General features: G+C 68.1%; 15 protein-coding genes and 1 riboswitch. Of the genes, 8 read left to right on the forward strand and 7 right to left on the reverse strand.

Translation table 11 applies throughout. From position 1 onward, the window contains the following. The first annotated feature begins 199 nt into the window (after nt 1-199). From AB0F41_RS04485 to AB0F41_RS04500, 4 genes are all read left to right on the forward strand, one after another. Entirely contained in the window at nt 200-1597 is a 1398-nt protein-coding gene (locus AB0F41_RS04485) for a hemolysin family protein (RefSeq protein ID WP_357421292.1), read from the forward strand. Then, a complete protein-coding gene (locus AB0F41_RS04490; RefSeq protein ID WP_357421293.1) occupies nt 1590-2654 on the forward strand; it encodes a hemolysin family protein in 1065 nt (354 codons plus the stop codon). The genes AB0F41_RS04485 and AB0F41_RS04490 overlap by 8 nt, the downstream gene beginning before the upstream one ends. After that, the gene (locus AB0F41_RS04495) at nt 2651-3550 is read left to right on the forward strand and encodes a 3-methyladenine DNA glycosylase (protein ID WP_357421294.1); all 900 of its coding nucleotides are present in this window, start codon (nt 2651-2653) and stop codon (nt 3548-3550) included. Before AB0F41_RS04490 ends, AB0F41_RS04495 begins: the two co-directional genes overlap by 4 nt. Before the next feature lie 130 nt (nt 3551-3680). After that, entirely contained in the window at nt 3681-5258 is a 1578-nt protein-coding gene (locus AB0F41_RS04500; protein WP_357421295.1) for a hypothetical protein, read from the forward strand. Nucleotides 5259-5551: 293 nt separating this feature from the next. Here the strand turns inward: AB0F41_RS04500 and AB0F41_RS04505 are convergent, their stop codons facing one another. From AB0F41_RS04505 to AB0F41_RS04525, 5 genes are all read right to left on the reverse strand, one after another. Beyond that, nucleotides 5552-6385, reverse strand: a complete 834-nt coding sequence (locus AB0F41_RS04505) for an MHYT domain-containing protein (protein ID WP_357421296.1) — start codon at nt 6383-6385, stop codon at nt 5552-5554. A gap of 156 nt (nt 6386-6541) precedes the next feature. Continuing rightward, on the reverse strand, nt 6542-8248 hold the full coding sequence (locus tag AB0F41_RS04510; protein WP_357421297.1) for a hydrogenase maturation protein: 1707 nt from the start codon (nt 8246-8248) through the stop codon (nt 6542-6544). A gap of 256 nt (nt 8249-8504) precedes the next feature. Beyond that, on the reverse strand, nt 8505-9263 hold the full coding sequence (locus AB0F41_RS04515) for an NAD(P)H-dependent oxidoreductase (RefSeq protein WP_357421298.1): 759 nt from the start codon (nt 9261-9263) through the stop codon (nt 8505-8507). A 94-nt stretch (nt 9264-9357) separates the two neighbouring features. Beyond that, nucleotides 9358-10065, reverse strand: coding sequence for an SDR family oxidoreductase (locus AB0F41_RS04520; protein WP_357421299.1), 708 nt, complete (start codon nt 10063-10065; stop codon nt 9358-9360). Nucleotides 10066-10273: 208 nt separating this feature from the next. Continuing rightward, nucleotides 10274-12463: a malate synthase G gene (locus AB0F41_RS04525; RefSeq protein WP_357421300.1), complete on the reverse strand. Its 2190-nt coding sequence runs from the start codon at nt 12461-12463 to the stop codon at nt 10274-10276. Between the two features lie 586 nt (nt 12464-13049). Between AB0F41_RS04525 and AB0F41_RS04530 the strand changes: the two genes are divergently transcribed. From AB0F41_RS04530 to AB0F41_RS04545, 4 genes are all read left to right on the forward strand, one after another. Beyond that, nucleotides 13050-13598 (forward strand): HNH endonuclease, encoded by a 549-nt coding sequence (locus AB0F41_RS04530; protein ID WP_357421301.1) that lies wholly within the window; start codon nt 13050-13052, stop codon nt 13596-13598. 25 nt (nt 13599-13623) lie between these two features. Continuing rightward, complete coding sequence (locus tag AB0F41_RS04535) at nt 13624-13872, forward strand: WhiB family transcriptional regulator (protein ID WP_357421302.1); 249 nt, start codon at nt 13624-13626, stop codon at nt 13870-13872. 108 nt (nt 13873-13980) lie between these two features. Then, entirely contained in the window at nt 13981-15657 is a 1677-nt protein-coding gene (locus tag AB0F41_RS04540) for a hypothetical protein (protein ID WP_357421303.1), read from the forward strand. 271 nt (nt 15658-15928) lie between these two features. Next, entirely contained in the window at nt 15929-17281 is a 1353-nt protein-coding gene (locus AB0F41_RS04545) for a cation:dicarboxylase symporter family transporter (protein WP_357421304.1), read from the forward strand. A gap of 102 nt (nt 17282-17383) precedes the next feature. Here the strand turns inward: AB0F41_RS04545 and gcvP are convergent, their stop codons facing one another. Together gcvP and AB0F41_RS04555 are read right to left on the reverse strand one after the other, a co-directional pair. After that, nucleotides 17384-20179: an aminomethyl-transferring glycine dehydrogenase gene (gene gcvP / locus AB0F41_RS04550; RefSeq protein WP_357421305.1), complete on the reverse strand. Its 2796-nt coding sequence runs from the start codon at nt 20177-20179 to the stop codon at nt 17384-17386. 141 nt (nt 20180-20320) lie between these two features. Then, a riboswitch (glycine riboswitch) is annotated at nt 20321-20419 on the reverse strand. A gap of 96 nt (nt 20420-20515) precedes the next feature. Continuing rightward, nucleotides 20516-21094: a MerR family transcriptional regulator gene (locus AB0F41_RS04555; RefSeq protein ID WP_357421438.1), complete on the reverse strand. Its 579-nt coding sequence runs from the start codon at nt 21092-21094 to the stop codon at nt 20516-20518. Between the last annotated feature and the right edge of the window lie 117 nt (nt 21095-21211).

Genomic DNA, 21211 nt, shown 5'->3' on the forward strand with positions numbered 1-21211 from the left:
TAAGGGTCGTCGACCCCAGTCGGCTGTCGAATCGATCAGGACGAAAGGAACCAGTTGTCACCCGCGTCCGAGGGCGCCACTCAGGAGGGCTCATCTATCGAGCCGGGTGACAGACCCGGCGCCCCTCCCTTCGCAGCCCTGCCCGCACCTCCGGTCGATCGAGCATCCCCTTCCGTGATGCTCGCCGGGTGGTGGTGAAATGGCCGCCCTGCTCACCATCCTGAGTCTCGCCGGTTTCGTGGCGCTCACCGCCGGCACCGCATTGTTCGTGGCCGCGGAGTTCTCGCTCACCGCGCTGGAACGCAGCACCGTCGAAGCACACGCCCGCGAGGGCGACGTCCGGGCCCGTGCGGTCCGTCAAGCGCACCGCACTCTGTCGTTCCAGCTCTCCGGCGCCCAGCTCGGCATCACCATCACCACCCTGATCACCGGCTATATCGCCGAACCGGTACTGGCGCGGCTGCTGCAGCCGGTGTTCACGCTGTTCGGTATCCCGGAATCCGCGGCCGTCGGTATCGCCCTCGTGCTGGCGCTCGTCCTGGCGACCTCGCTGTCGATGATCTACGGCGAACTGGTCCCCAAGAACATCGCCATCGCCGCGCCCATGGCCACCGCCCGCGCCACCGCGGGACCGATGGTGGCGTTCTCGACAGTGTTCAAACCGATGATCCAGTTTCTCAACGGCTCGGCCAACTGGGCGGTACGCCGATTCGGCGTGGAGCCCGCCGAGGAACTGCGTTCCGCGCGGTCACCGCAGGAACTGGGTTCGCTGGTCCGCACCTCCGCCCGGCACGGAGCGCTCGACCAGCGCACCGCCCAGATCCTGGACCGTTCGCTGCAGTTCGGGGCGCGCAGCGCCGAGGAGCTGATGACACCGCGGGTCAAGATCGAATCGCTGGACCGCACGGCCACCATCGCCGATCTGCTCGAGGCGGCCTCCCGCACCGGGTTCTCCCGATTCCCGGTGATCGACGGCGACCTCGACAACACCCTCGGGGTGGTGCACGTCAAACAGGCCTTCACCCATCCCGCGCCGACCCGCGGCGGTATCGGGCTCGACCGGATCGCGCAGCCCGTCCCGGTGGTACCGGCCAGTCTGGACGGTGACGAGGTACTCGAACGGGTCCGCGCCGACGGGATGCAGGTCGCACTGGTCGTCGACGAGTACGGCGGCACCGCCGGGCTCGTCACGATGGAAGACATCATCGAGGAAATCCTCGGTGATGTCCGGGACGAACACGACGAGGAGGAACGTGACGTCCGCCGGGTATCCGACGGCTGGGACTGCTCCGGGCTGCTGCGTATCGACGAGATCTACCGCGCCACCGGTTACCACGCACCGGAGGGCGAATACGAGACCCTCGGCGGTCTGGTACTCGCCCGCCTCGGCCGTATCCCGGTGACCGGCGATATCGTGGTGCTTCCCCAGCGCCGCGGTCACGACCGCAACCGTCTCGACGGCCCGGGCGGCTGGCTGGCCCGCGTCGAACGGATGGACGGGCGGCGAGTGGACCGGGTCCGCCTGGTACCGGTGGAACCCGACGCCGCCGGACGGCGCGAACACCAGCCCGCCGGACGGGAGTCCCACCGTGGGTGATCTGCTCGCCGTCGCGTTCACGGTACTGCTGCTGGCCGGTAACGCGTTCTTCGTCGCCGCGGAATTCGCGCTCATCTCGGCCCGCCGCGACCGGCTCGAGGCACTGGCCGCGCAGGGCAAACGTAATGCCGACACGGTGATCCGGGCCGGCCAGAACCTGTCGATGATGCTGGCCGCCGCTCAGCTGGGCATCACCATCTGCTCGATCCTGCTGGGCCGGGTGGGTGAACCCGCGGTCGCTCATCTGCTGGAGCGGCCGTTCGAGCTGGCCGGGCTGCCCGAGGCGCTACTGCATCCGGTGTCGTTCGTCCTGGCCCTGACCATCGTGGTGATCCTGCATATTCTGCTGGGCGAGATGATCCCGAAGAACATCGCGCTGGCCGGGCCCGAGCGCAGCGCGCTGCTGCTGGTACCGCTGCATCTGATGTGGTTGCGGATTGCCCGGCCGCTGATCGCGATCTACAACTTCGCGGCCAACCTCACCCTGCGCATGCTGCGCATCGAGCCCAAGGACGAACTGGAGGCCACCGTCTCCAGTGACGAACTCGCCGAGATGATCGGCGAATCGCGCTCCGAGGGACTGCTCGACGCGGAGGAACACCGGCGCCTCACCCAGGCCCTCGGTACGGGGGAACGGTTCGTGGCCGAGGTGATGGTGCCGCTGAGCCGCGCCCGCACGGTGCCGTTGCGGGCCAACGGCACCACCCTCGGCGATATGGAGACCGCGGTCGCCGAAACCGGCTTCTCGCGGTATCCGGTACGCGCCGAGGACGGTTCGCTGGTGGGATATCTGCACGTCAAGGATGTTCTGGACAAGGTATCCGATGAAACCGCGGGGCCGAACACCGAGATCCCGCGTTCCGATATCCGCCCGCTTCCCACCGTGCTGCTCGGGACCACCCTGTACGAGGCTCTGGCCCGCCTCCGGCGCACCAGCAGTCATCTGGGCCGGGTCGTGGACGCCCGCGGCAACACCGCCGGGATCGTCGCGCTCGAGGATCTCGTCGAGGAGTTCGTGGGCACTGTGCGCGACACCACCCACCGGGTGGCCGAATGACAGCGGCGGTCGTCGGCACGGTGCTCACCGAAACCGAATGGCGGGGCCGGGCCGCCGCCCATCGCGACCGGGTGGACACCCTGGCCGGTGATCATCTGCGGCGCCGGGCCGCCGGTACGAAGCACCCGGTGCTCGACTTCCTGTTCACCTACTACGGCCACAAACCCGCGCAGCTGCGCCGCTGGCATCCGGGCTACGGGGTCGTACTGCCCGGCGCACCCGAATACCTCGGGCTGCGCGGTTATCGGCGGGCCGATACCGGCGGCGGCCACGACCGGAATACCGCGGTCACCGCCGACCCGGCCTTCCTGGACACCCGCGCCGACACCATCGCCTATATCGCCGGTCTGCTCCGCGCGACCGCGGGCCGCACGGCCTCGCTCTCGTGTTTCGGATTGCACGAGTGGGCGATGGTGTACCGCACCCGGGAGGTCCGCCACGACGCGGTGCCACTGCGGCTCGGCGCCGACGGCACCGACGCCGTCGTCGAATCGATGCCGTTGCGCTGCACCCATTTCGACGCATACCGCTTCTTCACCGAACCGGCCGTACCGCGTAACCACCGTCCGCTCACCCGCGATGGACAGCGCGACACCGAGCAACCGGGCTGCCTGCACGCGAATATGGATCTGTACAAGTGGAGTTTCAAGCTGACCCCACTGGTGTGTTCGGATCTGGTGCTGGATTGTTTCGGTCTGGCACGCGCCGCCCGCGAACTCGATATGCGGGCCAGCCCGTACGATCTGCGGGACTACGGCTACGAGCCGGTGCGGATCGAAACTCCGGCAGGCCGGGCCGAATATGCGCGCGCCCAGGCCGATATCGCCGAACGGGCCGCGGCGCTGCGCGGGCGGCTGCTGCGGACCTGTGACGATCTGCTTGCCGCCCGGGGCTGACCTCGAACCTTCCCGAAAACCCGGGCCGGGCGATTCCCGGATCGCTACCATCACGGGACAATTCCGGGGCCGTGTACCGTACTCGTCCCGGCCGGGTCGGGCGAGGTAGCCCGGGAAGCGTGAGGATGCAATGGGGCGTCCCTTCGGAGCACTGCGCCGGACCAGGGCATCGGTCCTCGGCGCGGTCGTCGCGATTGTGGCGGTCCTGCTGCCGGGCAGTGCCGGCGCGGATCTGCAATCCGATATCCACAATCAGGTCCGGGAGTTCCTCGACGTGGGACGCACCTCGGTACCGCGCGCCGCGTGCGGGCCCGGTTCGCTTCCCGAAACCGGTCTACAGGGCGATGTTCCGGCGGCCGACCGCGACAGCGGACGCAGCACTCAGGGTTACCACTGCAATATGTCCATGGTCGGGCAGTTCTCGGGGCGCGGGGCGGGTATCACCTCCACCAGCTTCGAGCACTGCGCCTATATGGGGACGTTCTTCCCGGGTAATCTGCTGCACCAGAACGGAGGTGTCCAGGTCCTCGACGTCTCCGATCCGGCGCATCCCCGCCCGACGGCGACCCTGAACGAACCCGCCATGGTCGCCGGGACCTGGGAGAGCCTGAAGGTCAACACCCAGCGCAGACTGCTGGTGGGCACCGGGGTCCCGCTGCTCGTCGGCGCGGGGTATCTGTCGGTCTACGACGTCTCCGACTGCGCCCACCCACGATTGCTCAATCCGGGCCCCGGCACGAATCTGGGCATGCCGCTGCCGATCACCACCCACGAAGGCGGCTTCTCCCCCGACGGCAACACCTACTGGGCCTCCGGGATCACACCCGGTTTCCTCAGCGCGATCGATCTCACGGATCCCACGAATCCACGAGTGATCTGGCAGGGTCTCACCGGCCTCACCGCACACGGGTTCGGGGTGAGCCCGGACGGGACTCGCCTGTACCTGTCGGCGCTCAGCGGGGTCACTGTTCTCGATGTCGGCGCGATTCAGCGGCGCGAACCCGATCCGCAGGTGCATCATCTCGGGCGGATGTTCTGGTCCGACGGCTGGGCAACACAGCACAGCATCCCGGTCACCTACGACGGCAGACCTCATATCTACACCGTGGACGAGGGCGGATCCGGCGGTGTGAAGCTCATCGACGTCTCCGACGACACCGCTCCCGAAGTGGTGGCGAAGATCAAACTGGAGATCAACCTGCCCCAGAATCTGGACAGCAATATCGGCTCGTCCATGGGCGGTTCCCTCTTCGCCTACGAATCCCACTACTGCACGGCGGACCGGCCCGCGAACCCGACCGCGCTCGCCTGCGGCTGGGTGTCCTCGGGGATCCGGGTGTTCGATATCCGGGATCCGCGGGCCATCCGGGAGATCGCCTACCTCAACCCGCCCGCCCGGACCGGCCGCAACCTGGAATTGGTGAATTCACCGCACGCGCTGGCCTCCCTGCTCGGGATTCCGGCCATGACCGCGCCCAGCGCGGCCCGCGCGGTCCTGGAAGGACAGTTCGACCCCTCCCAGGCGCTGAGTTCACGCACCGGCGCACTCGCCTTCGGCGATGTGTCCACCGACTGGTGCATGTCACCGCCGGAATGGCGCGGCAACGATCTCTACGTCACCTGTTCGGACAACGGTTTCATGGTCCTGCACGTCGACGAGTCGGCGTACACGCCTCCGGCGGATCAGCAGTCGGTGGTGGGCTCCTGAGGCACCGGGTCCCGGGCGCGACGGAGCCCGGGCACCCCGCGGGGTCCCGGGCTCCGGACAGCTGTCGATCAGCGGCTCACAGCGGCGGGAATCCCGCCGACCCGGTGGCCACCCAATTCCAGAATTCTCCGGCTCGCTGCACGATCAGCGCGGCGATATCGAGCGCGGTACTACCCATTCGAGCTAGTCCTTCACTTCGGCTTGCAGATACGGCCGCCCAGACTAGGACGTGGCCACCGGCCCCGGCAACCGGGGGCCACAGTCGGTGTCACGAGTACGACAACCGGCCGGATCTAGTCCAGCGGCTGGCGCGGCCACTGCCGGCCGCTCAGCGCCAGCGTCGCCGGATCGGTGGTCAGGGTCCCGATATCCTCGGGTTCGGGCGCGGGCCCGGCGACCGCGATACTGCGGACCTCGAGTTCGGCGACGCCGACCAGGACGACGAGCCCCACCACCACCAGCGCGACCGTGGTGAGCAGCGGCGTGAGCAGCTCGACCGGGGCCGCACCCTCCGGAGTTCCGTGGTGGTCGGTGTGGTGGGCGCTCATCGCCGCCATCCCGGTGTAGTGCATCCCGCATACCGCGACAGCCATGATCAGCCCCGCGCCGATGGTGTTGCCCCAGCCCTGCACATGCAGCATGAACCACAGCGCGGCCGTCGCCGCGACCACCGCGATCACCAGGGACAGCAGGACCAGGCCGACGCCGTACTCCATCGAGGCCCCGCTGTTCATCGCGGCCATCCCCAGGTAGTGCATGGCCGCCACGCCGAGGCCGGTGACCGCACCGCCCAGGGGGAGGGCGATCGCCTCGCGGTGCCCGCGCACGACGATGGCCAGTCCGGCCAGCACCACCACGATCGCGATGGCCGCGCTCAGCAGTGTCATGGGCATGTCGTAGCGGATGCTCGTCCCGTCGATCGTGAAACCGAGCATGGCGGTGAAATGCATGACCCAGATACCGGCACCGCCGAGCGCCACCGCCGCCGCGACGAGCCAGCCGATGGCGGGCTGTGCGGTCCGGGCCCGCACCGCGCACCGCAGGCCCAGCACCGACCCGATGAACGAGATGAAAAAGGCAAGGACAGGAGTCACCCAGCCGTTGCTGAAGTGCTCGAGGTGTAGCACGTCTCTACTCCGATGTAATCGTCGATTTCCGAACTGCGGCCCCGTAGACAGTAGTTCGACGCGCCCGCACCGGGCTGCAGAGTAAAAATTTCACCCCAGGTGGGCCCGCGGTCGCCACTTGATGTCACAACTGAGCTACTGGCCGGAATGTCCGGGTCACCCGAGCAGGTAGGCCGGGGTGGCGGGCGGCGCCACGTTGTAGACGAAGTTCCGCCGCAGTCCGTGGTACGGCTCGCCCTCGTCGAAGAAATTCCGGCGCATCTGCGCCAACTCCTCGGCCCGGTACCGCGCCAGCGGTTTGACCGATTCGTCCGCCTCGCGCTGTCGTTTCTTCGCGGTCAGCCGATCCGCCAGTTCGGGCGAATCGGCCAATGCGGCCGCATCCCGCCGCACCTGGTCGCGGAACCGCTGCGTGCCACCCGGCAGGACCCGGTCCACGAGCCCGATCTCGCCGGCCGCGGCCGCTCCGACCGGCAACGGTTCCCGGGTGAGACGCGCCGCCTCCGCCGTCCCCACCCGGCGCGGCAGCGAATAGGTCCAGTACTCCGAACCGTACAGACCCATCAACCGGTAATGCGGATTGAGCACCACCGACTCCCGGCACCACACCTCGTCGGCGGCCAGCGCGAGCATCACGCCCCCGGCGGCGGCATTACCCGCCAGCGCGGAGATGACCAGAATGTCGGTCGTGGTCAGGATCGCCTCGACCAGGTCGTTCATCGCGTTGATGTTGCGCCAGGACTCTTCGGCGGGATCGTCGGCCGCTTCGATGACGTTCAGATGGATCCCGTTGGAGAAGAAGTCCCGATCCGGACCCAGCACCAGCGCCCGGATCGGGCGCGCGCAGGCCTGCCGATACGCCGCGAGCAGGCGCCGGCACTGCGCTGTGCTCATCGCACCACCGGCGAAAGCGAATTCGAGGTACCCCACCGAACCCTGTTCGTGATAGCGCAATTCCGACCAGGTGTCCCGCACCGACGCCTCCGCCGGTGTCACCGGCACCTCGGGAACATCGTCGGCCAGATCCGCGCGGAGTGCGTCCACCGCAGGTTGTTTGAAGGTCTTCGGGCCGCCCGGCGTGCGGCGGCGACGCAGTTGCGGCAACCAGACCGCGCCGTCCACGGTGGCCCGGCAGATCGCGCCGTCGCGGGTAGCGATCACCGCGCCCGGTGTACCGCGCAACCGGTCCTCGCGATGTCCGCCGTGCACGAAGTACTCCCGGCCGAACAGTTCGTCGAGCACACCCGGCTGTGAATCGGCCGCGCGCAGCTTGCGCAGTACCGTCTCGGTATCGTCGGCCGACCAGTCGATCCGCCGGTTCTCCTGGGTGTGGTACGGCCGCAACCGTCCCCGCACGTCCGGTCGATCGTAGTCCAGCGGTTCGGGTTCGGCATCGCCGTCGGCGAATCGTTGCACCGCCAGCAGTACGGCCGCGACCGCGGCATCGGACACTTCGTTGCGGTAGAGCTCGCTCTTTCCGCACGAGGCGACCGGGAAGGGCACCGATGCCCAGATCGGCCCCGCGTCCATCTCTTCGACGGCCTGCAGGACGGTGACGCCCCATTCCCGCGCACCGGTCGAGATCGCCCAGTCGAGCGAGGACGGGCCGCGGTCGCCCATCGGCCCGGGATGCACGATCAGCACCGTGTACTCGGTCCAGATGTCCTCGGGTATGGCAGTGGTGAGCATCGGCGCCAGGATCAGCTCCGGCCGGAACCGGGCCACCCGGGCCCGCAGCAGATCGTCGCCGAGCGCCAATTCCACCCCGACCGTATGCCCGCGGCGGCGCAGTTCGGTGTGGACGCGCTGGGTGAGACTGTTGAAAGCACTGGCGACCAGCAGGACGCGCAAGATTTCCTCCATCGGGCGGGGGCGAGTATCTCGAACCCCAAGTACGACTTTCGCTTCCCGACCAAGCTAGCCCCACCCGGTTTCGTACGCAGCCCGGGGACCGGGTCCGACCGCCCCGAGTGACGGCACCGACAATGCGTTGCCACAACGTATCACCAGGTGAAGGTGCATATATCTGCAACCGAGTAGCTCACTACACCGACACGACGGCGCACAGCACCGAATACGCAGTGACGCAATGGATCAGTGTGCGCCGGTGGGCGCGGGTTCACGACGCGATATGCAACCCGAAACCCGTCGCTCCCGCGCTTTCCCGCCCCGGTTCGAGCCGCAGCCGCCGATCGTAGTCGCCGCCGGCCTGCCGTCGGTACGCGATCGGCCCGAGCCGCTCCAAAGCGCCGATCCGTTGCCGGAAGTCGGCGGTGATCTCCGCGAATCGTTCGTCGTCCACGCCGATGGCGCCGTGCACCACGAAGGGCTCGAGGACGTCCATCCCCGGGTAGTACAGGATGCCGTGGTGGATCGGGAACAGGAGATCGTCCAGAGGGCCGTTGATTCCGCGCTCGGAGTAGGACGGCTCCTTTCCTCCGATGGCCACCACGAGCATCGCCCGCTTGCCCGCCAGTACGCCGTCGCCGTAGCGCGGTATCGCGGTGCCACCCGCGCCGTAAGCGAATCCGCAGGTGAACACCCGATCCACCCAGCCCTTCAGGATGGCGGGCATGGAGAACCACCAGAGCGGGAAATGCAGCAGGACCGTATCCGCCCACAGCAGCTTCTGCTGTTCGGCCCGGATATCGGCGCCGAGGGTCCCGTTGTCGTAGGCCTCGCCCGAGGCCAGCATGAAGTTGGTTTCCGCGACATCGCCGAAATCGGCTGCGTCGGCGTGGGCTTTCCAGCCCATGGCGTAGAGGTCGCTGACCCGGACTTCGTGCCCGTCGGACCGTAATTGCTCGACTGCCACGTCTTTCAGCGCCCCTGTCAGCGAATCGGGCTGCGGGTGGGCGTACACGATCAACACCTTCATATGGTGAGCAACGGCACCGGCCCCGCCGGGCATTCCATATGCTCGCACCGTCCCGGTCGGAGACCGACGCGCACGATCGGCCCCGCGCCACGCGTCATGGCAGGGGCGCCGGCCGGTACAGCTCGTCCGGTAGGTCCGGGCGCACCACCAGTTCGGTACCGGATTCGCCGGACCGCAGGGTCCGCACGATCGCGGCGGCCACCGAATCCGCGTCCAGCACCGCGATCCCGGCCGCCCGGAACCGCTCCCGGTTCCCCGCGGTGAGCGGGGTGTCGACCAGCCCCGGGCAGACCGCGTTGAGCTGGATGTTCTCCTCGGCGAGCGACCCCGAGAGCGCGCGCACCAGCCCGATCACCGCGTGCTTGGTCATGGCGTAGATCGGGTCCTGAGGTGTGGCGCGCAGCGCCGCCAGCGAAGCGGTGACCACGATCGATCCGCCGCCACGGGTGCGCAACACCGGCAGCGCGGCACGCAGCCCCCACACCACCGCGTGCTGGTTGACACCCACGACGGCGCGGTACCGGTCGAGATCCAGAGTGGCAGGGTCCTTATCCGACGAGTTCATCCCGGCATTGAGTACCAGCAGCGACAACTCGTCCCCGGCGATCGAGGCGGCACGTTCGGACAGCGCCGGGTCGGTCAGATCGCCGATCACCGCTTCCCCGCCGATCTCCGCAGCCACCTCGGCCAACTCCGGTTTGCGATCCACCAGCACACACCGGACCCCCTCCGCCGCCAGGCGACGGGCCACCGCCGCCCCGATCCCGCCGGCCGCGCCGGTGATCACCGCTGTCTCCCTCACGCAGGGCTCCTCCCGGGCCGGGAAGATACCGACCCACTTCCATGCAAGCTGCCGGCCGGCGATTCCACAAGCCCGGCGCGCCCGGGGGCCGCTCACGGCGAAATCGCCGCCCGGCCACGGCCGCTCCCCGGGGCCATGCCGAGCGGCGCAAATGAAACAGCCCCCGGCCGAGGCGGCCGGGGGCTGGTGTCCGCTCAGCGGACCCGGGTCAGGAACCGTTCTTGGCCGCCAGAGCCTTGGCTTCGCGACGACGGCGGTGCAGGATCGGCTCGGTGTAGCCGTTCGGCTGCGCGGTGCCCTCCAGGATCAGCTCCTTGGCGGCCTGGAACGCCACGCTACCGGCGAAATCGGGCGCCATCGGGCGATACGAGGCATCTCCGGCGTTCTGCCGGTCCACCACCGGGGCCATCCGCTCCAGGCTGGCCACCACTTCGTCGGCCGTGACCACACCGTGGCGCAGCCAGTTGGCCATGAGCTGGCTGGAGATGCGCAGGGTGGCGCGATCCTCCATCAGCGCGATATCGGAGATATCGGGCACCTTGGAGCATCCGACACCCTGGTCGATCCAGCGGACCACGTAGCCGAGGATGGACTGCGAGTTGTTGTCCAGCTCCTGCTGTTTGTCCTGCTCGCTCCAATTCGGGTCCGCCGCCAGCGGGATCTGCAGGATGTCGTCGACGTCCGCCCGCGCACCGCCCTTGGCGATCTCGGCCTGCCGCTTGAACACGTCCACCAGGTGGTAGTGGGTGGCGTGCAGGGTCGCGGCGGTCGGTGACGGAACCCACGCCGTGGTGGCGCCGGCCTTCGGGTGTCCGATCTTCTGCTCGAGCATTCCGGCCATCAGGTCCGGCATAGCCCACATGCCCTTGCCGATCTGGGCCTTCCCGGGCAGTCCGGCCGCGATACCGGTATCGACGTTCCAGTCCTCGTAGGCCAGGATCCAGCGCTGGGTCTTCATCTCCGCCTTGCGGATCATCGGACCCGCTTCCATCGACGTGTGGATCTCGTCGCCGGTGCGGTCCAGGAACCCGGTGTTGATGAACACCACCCGGTCGGCGGCGGCGTTGATACACGCTTTCAGGTTGACGGTGGTGCGGCGCTCCTCGTCCATGATGCCGACCTTGAGCGTGTTGCGCGGCAGATCGAGCACGTCCTCGACGGCCGCGAACAGGTCATTGGTGAACGCGACCTCGTCGGGACCGTGCATCTTGGGCTTGACGATGTAGACCGAGCCGGTGCGGCTGTTGGTCAGCGCCACATCGTCACGCAGCGAATGCTTGGCGATCAGCGAGGTGAGAATGCCGTCCATGATGCCCTCGGGCACCTCGTTGCCTTCGGCGTCGAGGATCGCGTCACTGGTCATCAGGTGGCCGACATTGCGCACGAACAGCAGCGACCGCCCGTGGACCGCCAGCTCCGACCCGTCCAGCGCGGTGTACACGCGGTCCGGGTTCATGGTGCGGGTGAAGGATTTGCCGTTCTTGCTGACCTCTTCGGTGAGGTCGCCCTTCATCAGGCCCAGCCAGTTGCGGTAGCACAACGTCTTGTCCTCGGCGTCCACCGCGGCCACCGAGTCCTCGAAGTCCATGATGGTGGTGACCGCCGATTCGAGCACCACATCCTTGACCCCGGCGGAGTCGGTGCTGCCGATCGGCGACTCCGGATCGATCTGGATCTCGATATGCAGTCCGTTGTGTTTCAGCAGGATCGCACTCGGCGAGGCGGGGTCGCCGACATAGCCGACCAGTTGCTCGGCATCGGCCAGTCCGATCGCGGTGCCGTCCTCGAGCCCGACCTCGAGTTCGCCGTCGACGATCGTGTAGGACGTCGAGCCGATATGCGACCCGGTGATCAGAGTGACCGAATCGTCTAGGAAGTTGCGGGCCCATTCGATGACCTTGTCACCGCGGACCTTGTTGTATCCGGTGCCCTTCTCGGCACCGCCGGTCTCCGGAATGGCGTCGGTACCGTACAGCGCGTCGTAGAGCGAACCCCAGCGTGCGTTGGCGGCGTTGATCGCGAACCGCGCGTTGCTCACCGGCACCACCAGCTGGGGTCCGGCGGTGCTGCTGATCTCCGCGTCGACACCGGCGGTGCCGATGGAGAAATCGGCCGGTTCGGGCCGGAGATAGCCGATATCGACGAGTAGCTGCTTGTACGCCGCCCTGTCGTAATCCGCTCCCGCGTGTTCGCCGTGCCAGGCATCGAGCTTGCCCTGGATTTCGTCGCGTTCGGCCAGCAGGGCCCGGTTGCGCGGAGCGAACTCGGTGATGATCCGCTCGGCGCCGGCCCAGAACGCGGCGGAATCGACGCCGGTACCGGGCAATGCCTCGTTCTCTACGAAGTCGTGGAGAACGGTGGCAACCTGGAGCCCGCCGACCTGTTTCCGCTCTGTCATCTACTTGCCTCACTTCCGCGAATGCCGGGTGGAAAGTCGATGTTGATGTTACCGGCTGGTAGCGGCGCTCCGGTCGCCGGGTGAACGCGTCGACGGATGCCGGTGCCGGCACCGGACCCTACGCCGTTTACGCGGCCCCGGGCCACGTGACCAGGCCCTGTGCCGCGGGTATCCGGGAGACCGTCCGGCGCCGGGCGCCGGGAGCGGGCTGCACCCGGAGTCCGGTAGCGGAAAGACGGTCTGCCACCGGGTGCCGGGAAAATGAGCCGACAAGCGCTACCCGGCTGTGCCACCATGGATTCCAGCCGGCCGGCCGTCAGGGCGGGCCGCCGATATTCAGAAGGGAGGAGTGGTCTTGTATCCAGTCGCACCGGCCGATGCCATCCGGTTCGGCACCGTATCGAAACGGTGCCTCCGCGCGGCGAATCAGTCGATGAACGCCGGTACCGAATCGGCACGGCAGCCGAAAAGCTGCGGCGATCTCATGATCGACCTGCTCCTCCCGCGGCGCCGCTGACCATTCGCCTTCTCCCTTTTCCCGTCGGAGTTCCGGGCTGCCCCCGGCCGTCGAAACCTGGTGATACCCATGCCGATATCCGCTGTCGCCGACCCGGCGACTCTCACTCCCGACAACTGGATACACAGCCGTGTGCTGGTGCTCAACGCCAGCTACGAGGCATTGGATCGGGTCACCGCCGACCGGGCCGTCGTGCTGGTGATGAGCGGCGGCGCCGAATCGGTGGTGATCCGCCGGCCGCACTTCCCGATCCGGTCGCAGCATGCCGAGATCATGCTGCCCGAGACGATCCGGCTGGTCCGCTACCGGTACCTGGCCCATATCGCCGTCCGCACACCGGGCGGCCGGGCCACCCACTCCGCGATCCTCCGGCGGGACGGGCACCGGTGCGGCTACTGCGGCGAATGGGCCCCCACGGTGGACCACATCCGTCCGCGCAGCCGCGGTGGTCCCAACACCTGGGAAAACCTCATCGCATGCTGCGTGCCCTGCAATACCGCCAAGGCCGACCGCACCCCCGAGGAGGCGGGTATGCGGTTGCTCTGGGAGCCCCGGGCCCCCGAACCCCTGGTCCGTGAACAGCGGCGGGTGTGGAAGCACCTGGCCGCGACCCCCTAGGCGATCCGCGAGAGGAGGGATCGAGATGACCGTCGAAATTCTGGCAGATCTGCTGCCGATGTCCGACAGCCGTGGCTGGCATCGCGCCGCCTGCCGCGGCGACCCGAACCACGAGGCGTGGTTTCCCTACCCGTCGCAGGACTTCGAGTACGCGCGTCAGGTGTGCGGCCGGTGCCCGATCCGGCCGGACTGCCGCGCATTCGCCGAGCGCACCGGCCAGTCCGGAGTGTGGGGCGGGCACGAATTCGACCGGGGAAAGATGATCCGTGAATAACGGGCGGGAACCCCGCCGCGATGCCGTGGGGCCGTGTCCATACGCACGGCCCCACAGTCGTGACCGCGGCGCGCCAGAACCGGGCGCTGCTCCCTAGACTGACTGCTCGTGGGTACCCATCGCAGCACCGGCTCCTCCCGGGAAATCAGCAAGGGACCGGTGATCGCCGCGGTGGTGGTTGTGGTCCTGGTCGTCCTCGCCGTCGGGTGGACGCAATTGCGCCCGCAGTCGGCCGGATCGTCGGGCGCGGCGGCGTCGGGCGCCTGCGTCGAGGGCGAGGCCGTCCTGGATGTCACGGTCGACCCCGAAATCGCCGATCCGGTGCGCACCATCGCCACCCGGTACAACGAAACCCGGCCGGTTGTCCGCGATCACTGCGCGAAGGTCGTGATCACCGAACGCCCGGCCGCCGATATGGTGACCGCCTTCCGATCCACCGCCACCTGGAATCCGGTGCTCGGGCCGCGACCGGCGCTGTGGATTCCGGAGTCCAGCCGCCAGGTCGAGTCCATGCGGGTGCCCGGCCTGATCGAGGGCGCCCCCCGATCGATCGCGTCGACGCCGATCGTGCTGGCCGTCCCCGAGGTCCTGCGGCACGCGCTGGCCGCCACCCAGACCTCCTGGGTGGACCTCCCACGGCTGCAACAGGGTTCGCTGGAACAGATCGGGCTCCCCGGCTGGGACGGTCTGAAACTCGCGATGCCGCCCGGAGATACGACCCTCGCGGTCGCCGCCGCGGTCGCGAGCGCGGTGTCGGGAACCGAACCGCTGACCGAAGAGGCCACCGCCGCCGGGCAGACGTTGTCGGCGGTTTCCGGACTGGCCTCCGCCGCACCCGAAGCCGTGGACGCCTCGGCCGCCCTGACCTCGCTGACCGGCGCCGCACCGGCCGAGGCCGCGGTGCACGCCGTCCCCGTGACCCAGCGCCGGCTCGCCGCCAACGGCAGCACCACCTTCTACGTTCCCACCGGCGCGGCCCCGATCGCGGATTATCCGGCAGCACTCATGTCCGGTCCCTGGGTGGACAAGACACAGAACCTGATGGCCGGACTGTTCGCCGACTACCTGCGCAAACCGGAACAGCAGCGCGACCTGGTCGCGGCGGGCTTCGCCGCGCCCCCGGCCGGCCCGGCCCCGGTACCGCCACGCGCCGCACTGGACCGGCTCCGGCAGGTCCTCGACTCGCCGGTCCTCGGTGTCCATGCCACGGCCCTGCTCGATGTCTCCGCATCGATGGACACCGCCGAAGGCGATCTGACCCGGCTGAACAACACCATCGGCGCGCTGGCCTCCACTCTCAATGTCATGCCGCCCGAATTCGGATTGGGTATCTGGGCTTTCGGCAAGGATGTCGACGGCACGAATCCCTATGACGTGATCGCCGACACCGCGCCGCTCGACGACGCCCAGCGGAGCAAACTCATGGGCTCACTGGGGTCGATCGAGGCCACGGCCGCCGATACCGACGAGTGCTACAGGGCGCTGCTGGCGGCCTACAGCAGTGCCGTCGACGGGTACGCCACCGAGCGCACCAATTCGATCCTGCTGGTCACCGACGGACCCGACGACGATTCGGGTACCAGTGACGCCGAGCTGCTGGCCGGTATCGAGAACGCGGGCGATGCCGGGAAGCCGATCCGGATCGACGTCATCGTGGTCGGCGGATCCGGCACCGAAGGCCTGCGTACCCTCACCGAGCGGACCGGCGGCAGCTACACGGTCCTGCCCAGCACCAACGATCTTGCCTTCGGTACGGCGATGGTGGGTGCGCTCACCACGCCCTGATGCCTCCGGCCCGCGATCGCGGTCGCGGCGCCGGCGGCGGTGAGCCCGTCGGGTGCGGCCCGCAGTGCAGGGCTGATCTCGGTGAGCGTATTCGACGAATCCGGGGATCCGGCCGAGGTAGGCCTCATGCGCCTCCGGGATCAGCGGTTCGTCCTCTGAACGAAATGCACGAAAGCATGACCGGCGTCACGTCTCAGTCCATCATTCTGCACAGGGTGTGGTGGCCGGGTTCACCGCACCCGCGCACTACGACTCGGGAGGAGACCAGGTCATGGAGGACCGAACTCGAACACGGCGGGATCGCACCCACTGGCTCTATCTGGCGGTGATCGTCGCCGTCCTGGCGGGCATTCTGGTCGGCTGGCTCGCGCCGGGCACCGGTAGAGCGCTGGCGCCGCTGGGCACCATGTTCGTCGACCTGATCAAGATGATGATCGCGCCGGTGATCTTCTGCACCATCGTCCTCGGTATCGGGTCGGTCCGCGCCGCCACCACGGTGGGCAAGGTGGGCGGACTGGCCATCGGCTACTTCCTCGTCATGTCGACAATGGCGCTGGGTATCGGCCTGCTGGTCGGCAATCTGCTCGACCCGGGCACCGGTCTCGATCTCACCGAGTCGGCGGGACAGGGCGCGCAGTACGCCGAGGAAGCGCACGGAGCCGGTGGCACCGTCGAATTCCTGCACAGCATCGTCCCAACCACACTGGTCTCCGCGCTCACCGCGGGCAGTGTGCTGCAGGCACTGTTCGTCGCGCTGCTGGTGGGGTTCGCGGTGCAGGCCATGGGCTCCGCCGGTGAACCCATCCTGCGCGGTATCGCGCTGATCCAGAAACTGGTCTTCCGGATCCTGGCGATGATTCTCTGGCTCGCCCCGATCGGCGCCTTCGGCGCTATCGCCAATGTGGTCGGCCGGACCGGACTCGGGGCCGTGGTCCAGCTGGCCACCCTCATGATCGCCTTCTACCTGACCTGTCTGGTGTTCGTCTTCGGAGTCCTGGGCGTACTGGTACGGCTGGTCGCCCGGGTATCGATCTTCAAGCTGTGCCGCTATCTGGCGCGCGAGTACCTGCTCATCGTGGCCACCTCGTCGTCGGAATCGGCGCTGCCGCGGCTGATCGCGAAGATGGAACATCTGGGTGTCGAGCGCACCACCGTGGGCGTCGTCGTGCCGACCGGCTATTCGTTCAACCTCGACGGCACCGCCATCTACCTGACCATGGCCTCGATCTTCATCGCCGATGCGATGGGGCAGCCGTTGAGCCTGGGCGAACAGCTGGGCCTGCTGGTGTTCATGATCGTGGCCTCGAAGGGCGCGGCCGGGGTCACCGGTGCGGGACTCGCCACCCTGGCGGGCGGGTTACAGAGTCACCGGCCCGAACTGCTCGATGGTGTCGGATTGATCGTCGGCATCGACCGCTTCATGTCCGAGGCGCGTGCGCTCACCAACTTCTCCGGTAACGCCGTCGCCACCCTGCTGGTCGGCACCTGGACCAAGACGGTCGATTCCGGCCGGGTGCGCGAGGTCCTCGACCGGAAGCGGCCGTTCGACGAGCAGACGATGGTCGACGATCACGATTCGCGTCCGGCCGAGGAGGGCGGCACCAAGGTCCTCGTTCCGGCCTGATGTCGTCCGGCGATCAGCCGGAGCTGCGCGATCGCCCCCGGCCGGGTCCGTTGACAGTGGACCCGGCCGGTTCGTTGCCGCATTCGAGCCGGGTGCGGAATGTCAGTCCGCGTACGCGTCGAGCGGCGGACAGGTGCAGACCAGGTTGCGATCGCCGAATGCTCCGTCGATCCGGCGCACGGCCGGCCAGACCTTGGGCCGTTCATGGGCCAGGCCGAGCGGGTACACCGCGAGCTCCCGGCTGTACGGATGATCCCATTCGCGGACCAGGCTCGCCGCGGTGTGCGGGGCATTGCGCAGCGGATTGTCCTCGACCGGCCACTCCCCCGCACCCACCCGGTCGATCTCGTGCCGGATCGCGATCATGGCCTCGGCGAACGCGTCGAGTTCTGTCAGATTCTCGCTCTCGGTCGGTTCCACCATCAGGGTCCCGGCTACCGGGAAGCTCATGGTCGGTGCGTGAAATCCGTAGTCGGCGAGCCGTTTGGCCACATCATCGACCGTCACACCGGTGCTCTTGGTGATCTCGCGCAGGTCGAGGATGCATTCGTGAGCGACCATATCGTTGTCGCCGGTGTAGAGCACGGGGTAGTACTGCCCGAGCCGGCGTGCCAGGTAATTGGCCGAGGCGATCGCGGTGAGGGTCGCCCGGCGCAGTCCCCCGGCACCCATCATCCGGATGTAAGCCCAGGTGATCGGCAGGATCGACGCGGATCCGAACTCGGCCGCCGAGACCGCGTGCGACCCGGGCACCAGTGGGTCGCCGGGCAGATAAGGGGTGAGATGGGACCGGACCGCGACCGGACCGACCCCGGGACCACCACCGCCGTGCGGGATGCAGAAGGTCTTGTGCAGGTTCAGATGGCTGACATCACCACCGAAACGCCCCGGCCGGGCCAGTCCGACCAGTGCGTTCAGGTTCGCGCCGTCCACATAGACCTGGCCGCCGGCATCGTGCACCATGGCACACAGTTCGGCGACCTCCTGCTCGTACACGCCGTGCGTGGACGGATAGGTGATCATGATGCAGGCGAGCCGCTCGGCGTGGTCGGCGATCTTGGCGCGAAGATCGTCGAGATCCACATCGCCGTTGGCGCGGCACTTCACGACCTCCACGCGCAGCCCGGCCATGGCGGCCGAGGCCGCGTTGGTACCGTGCGCGCTGGACGGGATGAGGCAGGTGTCGCGGCCCGCATCACCGCGGTCCAGATGGTAGCGGCGGATGGCCAGCAGGCCCGCGTACTCGCCCTGACTGCCCGCGTTCGGTTGCAGGCTCACCGAGTCGTAGCCGGTGATATCGGCGAGCCAGCGCTCGAGATCGGCGATCACCTGCCGCAGTCCCGGCGTATCGGCCTCCGGCGCGTACGGGTGCAGCCGCGCGAAACCGGGCCAGGTGATCGGTTCCATCTCGGCGGTGGCGTTGAGCTTCATGGTGCACGAGCCGAGCGGGATCATACTGCGATCCAGCGCGATGTCCTTGTCCGACAGGGCCCGCAGATAGCGCAACATGGCGGTTTCGGTGCGGTAGCGGGTGAACGCCGGATGAGTCAGGAAGTCGGAGGTCCGGTCCACGATCCCCGCGCACACCGGTTCGGCCGGGGCCACACCGAACGCGTCCAGTACCGCCGCCACATGTTCGTCGGTGGTGGCCTCGTCGCATGCCACCGCCACCTGATCGGCGTTCACCAGCCTCAGGTTGAGGCCGCGGGCGGCGGCCTTGGCGACGATGTTCTCCGCCTGCCCGGGCACCCGGGCCAGCACCGTATCGAAGTATTTGTCGTGCACCAGCGCCTCGCCCAGGGCGGCGGCCACGTTTTCGGCATGACCGTGGGCCCGGCGCGCGATCGCCCGCAGCCCGTCCGCGCCGTGGTAGCAGGCATACATACCGGCGACAACCGCCAGCAGCACCTGCGCGGTGCAGATATTCGAGGTCGCCTTCTCCCGGCGGATGTGCTGCTCACGGGTCTGCAGCGCCAGCCGGTAGGCCGGCGCGCCGTCGGCGTCCTTGGAGACGCCCACCAGACGGCCGGGTAGCTGACGGGCATACGCGGCCCGGACCGCGAGATATCCGGCGTGCGGTCCGCCGAACCCCATCGGCACCCCGAAACGCTGGGTGGTGCCGAAGCACACGTCGGCACCCTGCTCTCCGGGTGGGGTGATGAGGGTGAGCGCGAGCAGATCGGCCCCGGCCGCGACCAGCGCGCCCCGGTCGTGGGCCTGCGCGATGATTCCGGACCAGTCCACGACCCGCCCCGACGCCCCCGGCACCTGGAGCAGAACCCCGAAGAAGTCCCCGTCGGGCAGGCTCGCGCCCGCCAGGTCCGCGTCCACGATCTCGATGCCGAGCGGTTCGGCGCGGGTGGCCAGGACGGTACGGGTCTGCGGGAACAGGTCGGCGTCGACAACCAGCCTCGGACTACCGCCGCGGTCGACGCGGCGCATCAGGGTCATCGCCTCCGCGGCGGCGGTGGCCTCGTCCAGCATCGAGGCGTTGGCGACATCCATCGCGGTCAGATCGGTGACCATGGTCTGGAAATTCAGCAGCGCTTCGAGCCGGCCCTGGCTGATCTCCGGCTGATACGGCGTGTAGGCGGTGTACCAGGCCGGATTCTCCAGCAGGTTGCGCACCAGCACCGGCGGGGTGAGCGTGTCGTAGTAGCCGAGCCCGATCATGGAGGTCGCGACCGTATTCGAGGCGGCGAGGGCGGCCAGTTCGGCCAGCACCTCGTGCTCGGTGCCGGCGTCGGGCAATCCCACCAGCGGATTCTCGTCACGGATTCCCGCGGGAAGTGCGGCGGCCGCCAATTCCTCGGCCGATCCGATACCGATCGCGGCGAGAATGCGCGCGAATTCGTCGCCGTCGGGTCCTACGTGCCGATCTACGAAGCTCTGGGTCACCACGGCTCCCTGGTTACGGGTGGCCGGCCGTACGGCCGACGCAGGGCCCTCCCCCTCTGTCGCGGCGCCTGAGAGCTTCGGCGGCCGGGCCGCCTTTCACCTTGGGCGGGTGGCCCGCGGCCACCACTTTCCAGAGGCGCCGGTTCCCGCACGGTCCTGGTGCCTGAGAGATTGACGGGGAGGTGCTGCTCCTTCGGCGCCCGGGTCCATTCGGATCCGGGACTCTCCCGCACGGCTACGACGCCCCGATATTTTAGCCCGCCGAGCTGGGCCGACAGATACTCCCCCGCTGTGTGTCATCGGACTCATCGCACCAGGACGGGTATCGGTCCGTGGTCAGCCCGTCTTGCGGGTCAGCCGGGCCTTGCGGCGGAAGGAGAGTTCGTCATCCGGCCGCTCACCGGCCTCCGATGCCCGTTCGGCCGGAAACGCGGCGATATCCCCGGTGAGCTCGCGCATCGCACTGTTCACGGCTATTCCGAAAACGCCCTGACCGCCCTGCAGTAAATCGACGACTTCTTCCGGGGAGGTGCACTCGTATACCGAGGTGCCGTCGGAGAACAGCGTGATATTCGCCAGATCCTCGACACCACGGCTACGCAGGTGTTCCACCGCGATACGGATGTTCTGTAACGAAATACCTGCGTCGAGCAGACGTTTGACGATTTTCAGGACGAGGATGTCCTTGAAGGAATACAGCCGCTGACTTCCGGAACCGGCCGCACCGCGAATGGACGGCACCACGAGCGCGGTGCGCGCCCAGTAGTCCAATTGCCGATAGGTGATGCCGGCCACCTGACACGCCGTCGGCACCCGGTATCCGACCAGGTCATCCGGGACCGAATCGTCGGGGAACAGTCCGGGTTGTATTTCGTAGCGCCGAGGCGGGCCCACTTCCGATTGCATATCCCGCATATGCTCTGCCACTGAACTACTCCCTTGCTCCGCCGATCTGTGCCCTGTAGCCGACGGCACGGCGTCGACTATGAGGCTACTCTTCCCATTCTCTCGGCCGCAGCAGTGCCGATCCAA

The organism is Nocardia sp. NPDC024068 (genome assembly GCF_040638875.1).
Classification (GTDB): domain Bacteria; phylum Actinomycetota; class Actinomycetes; order Mycobacteriales; family Mycobacteriaceae; genus Nocardia.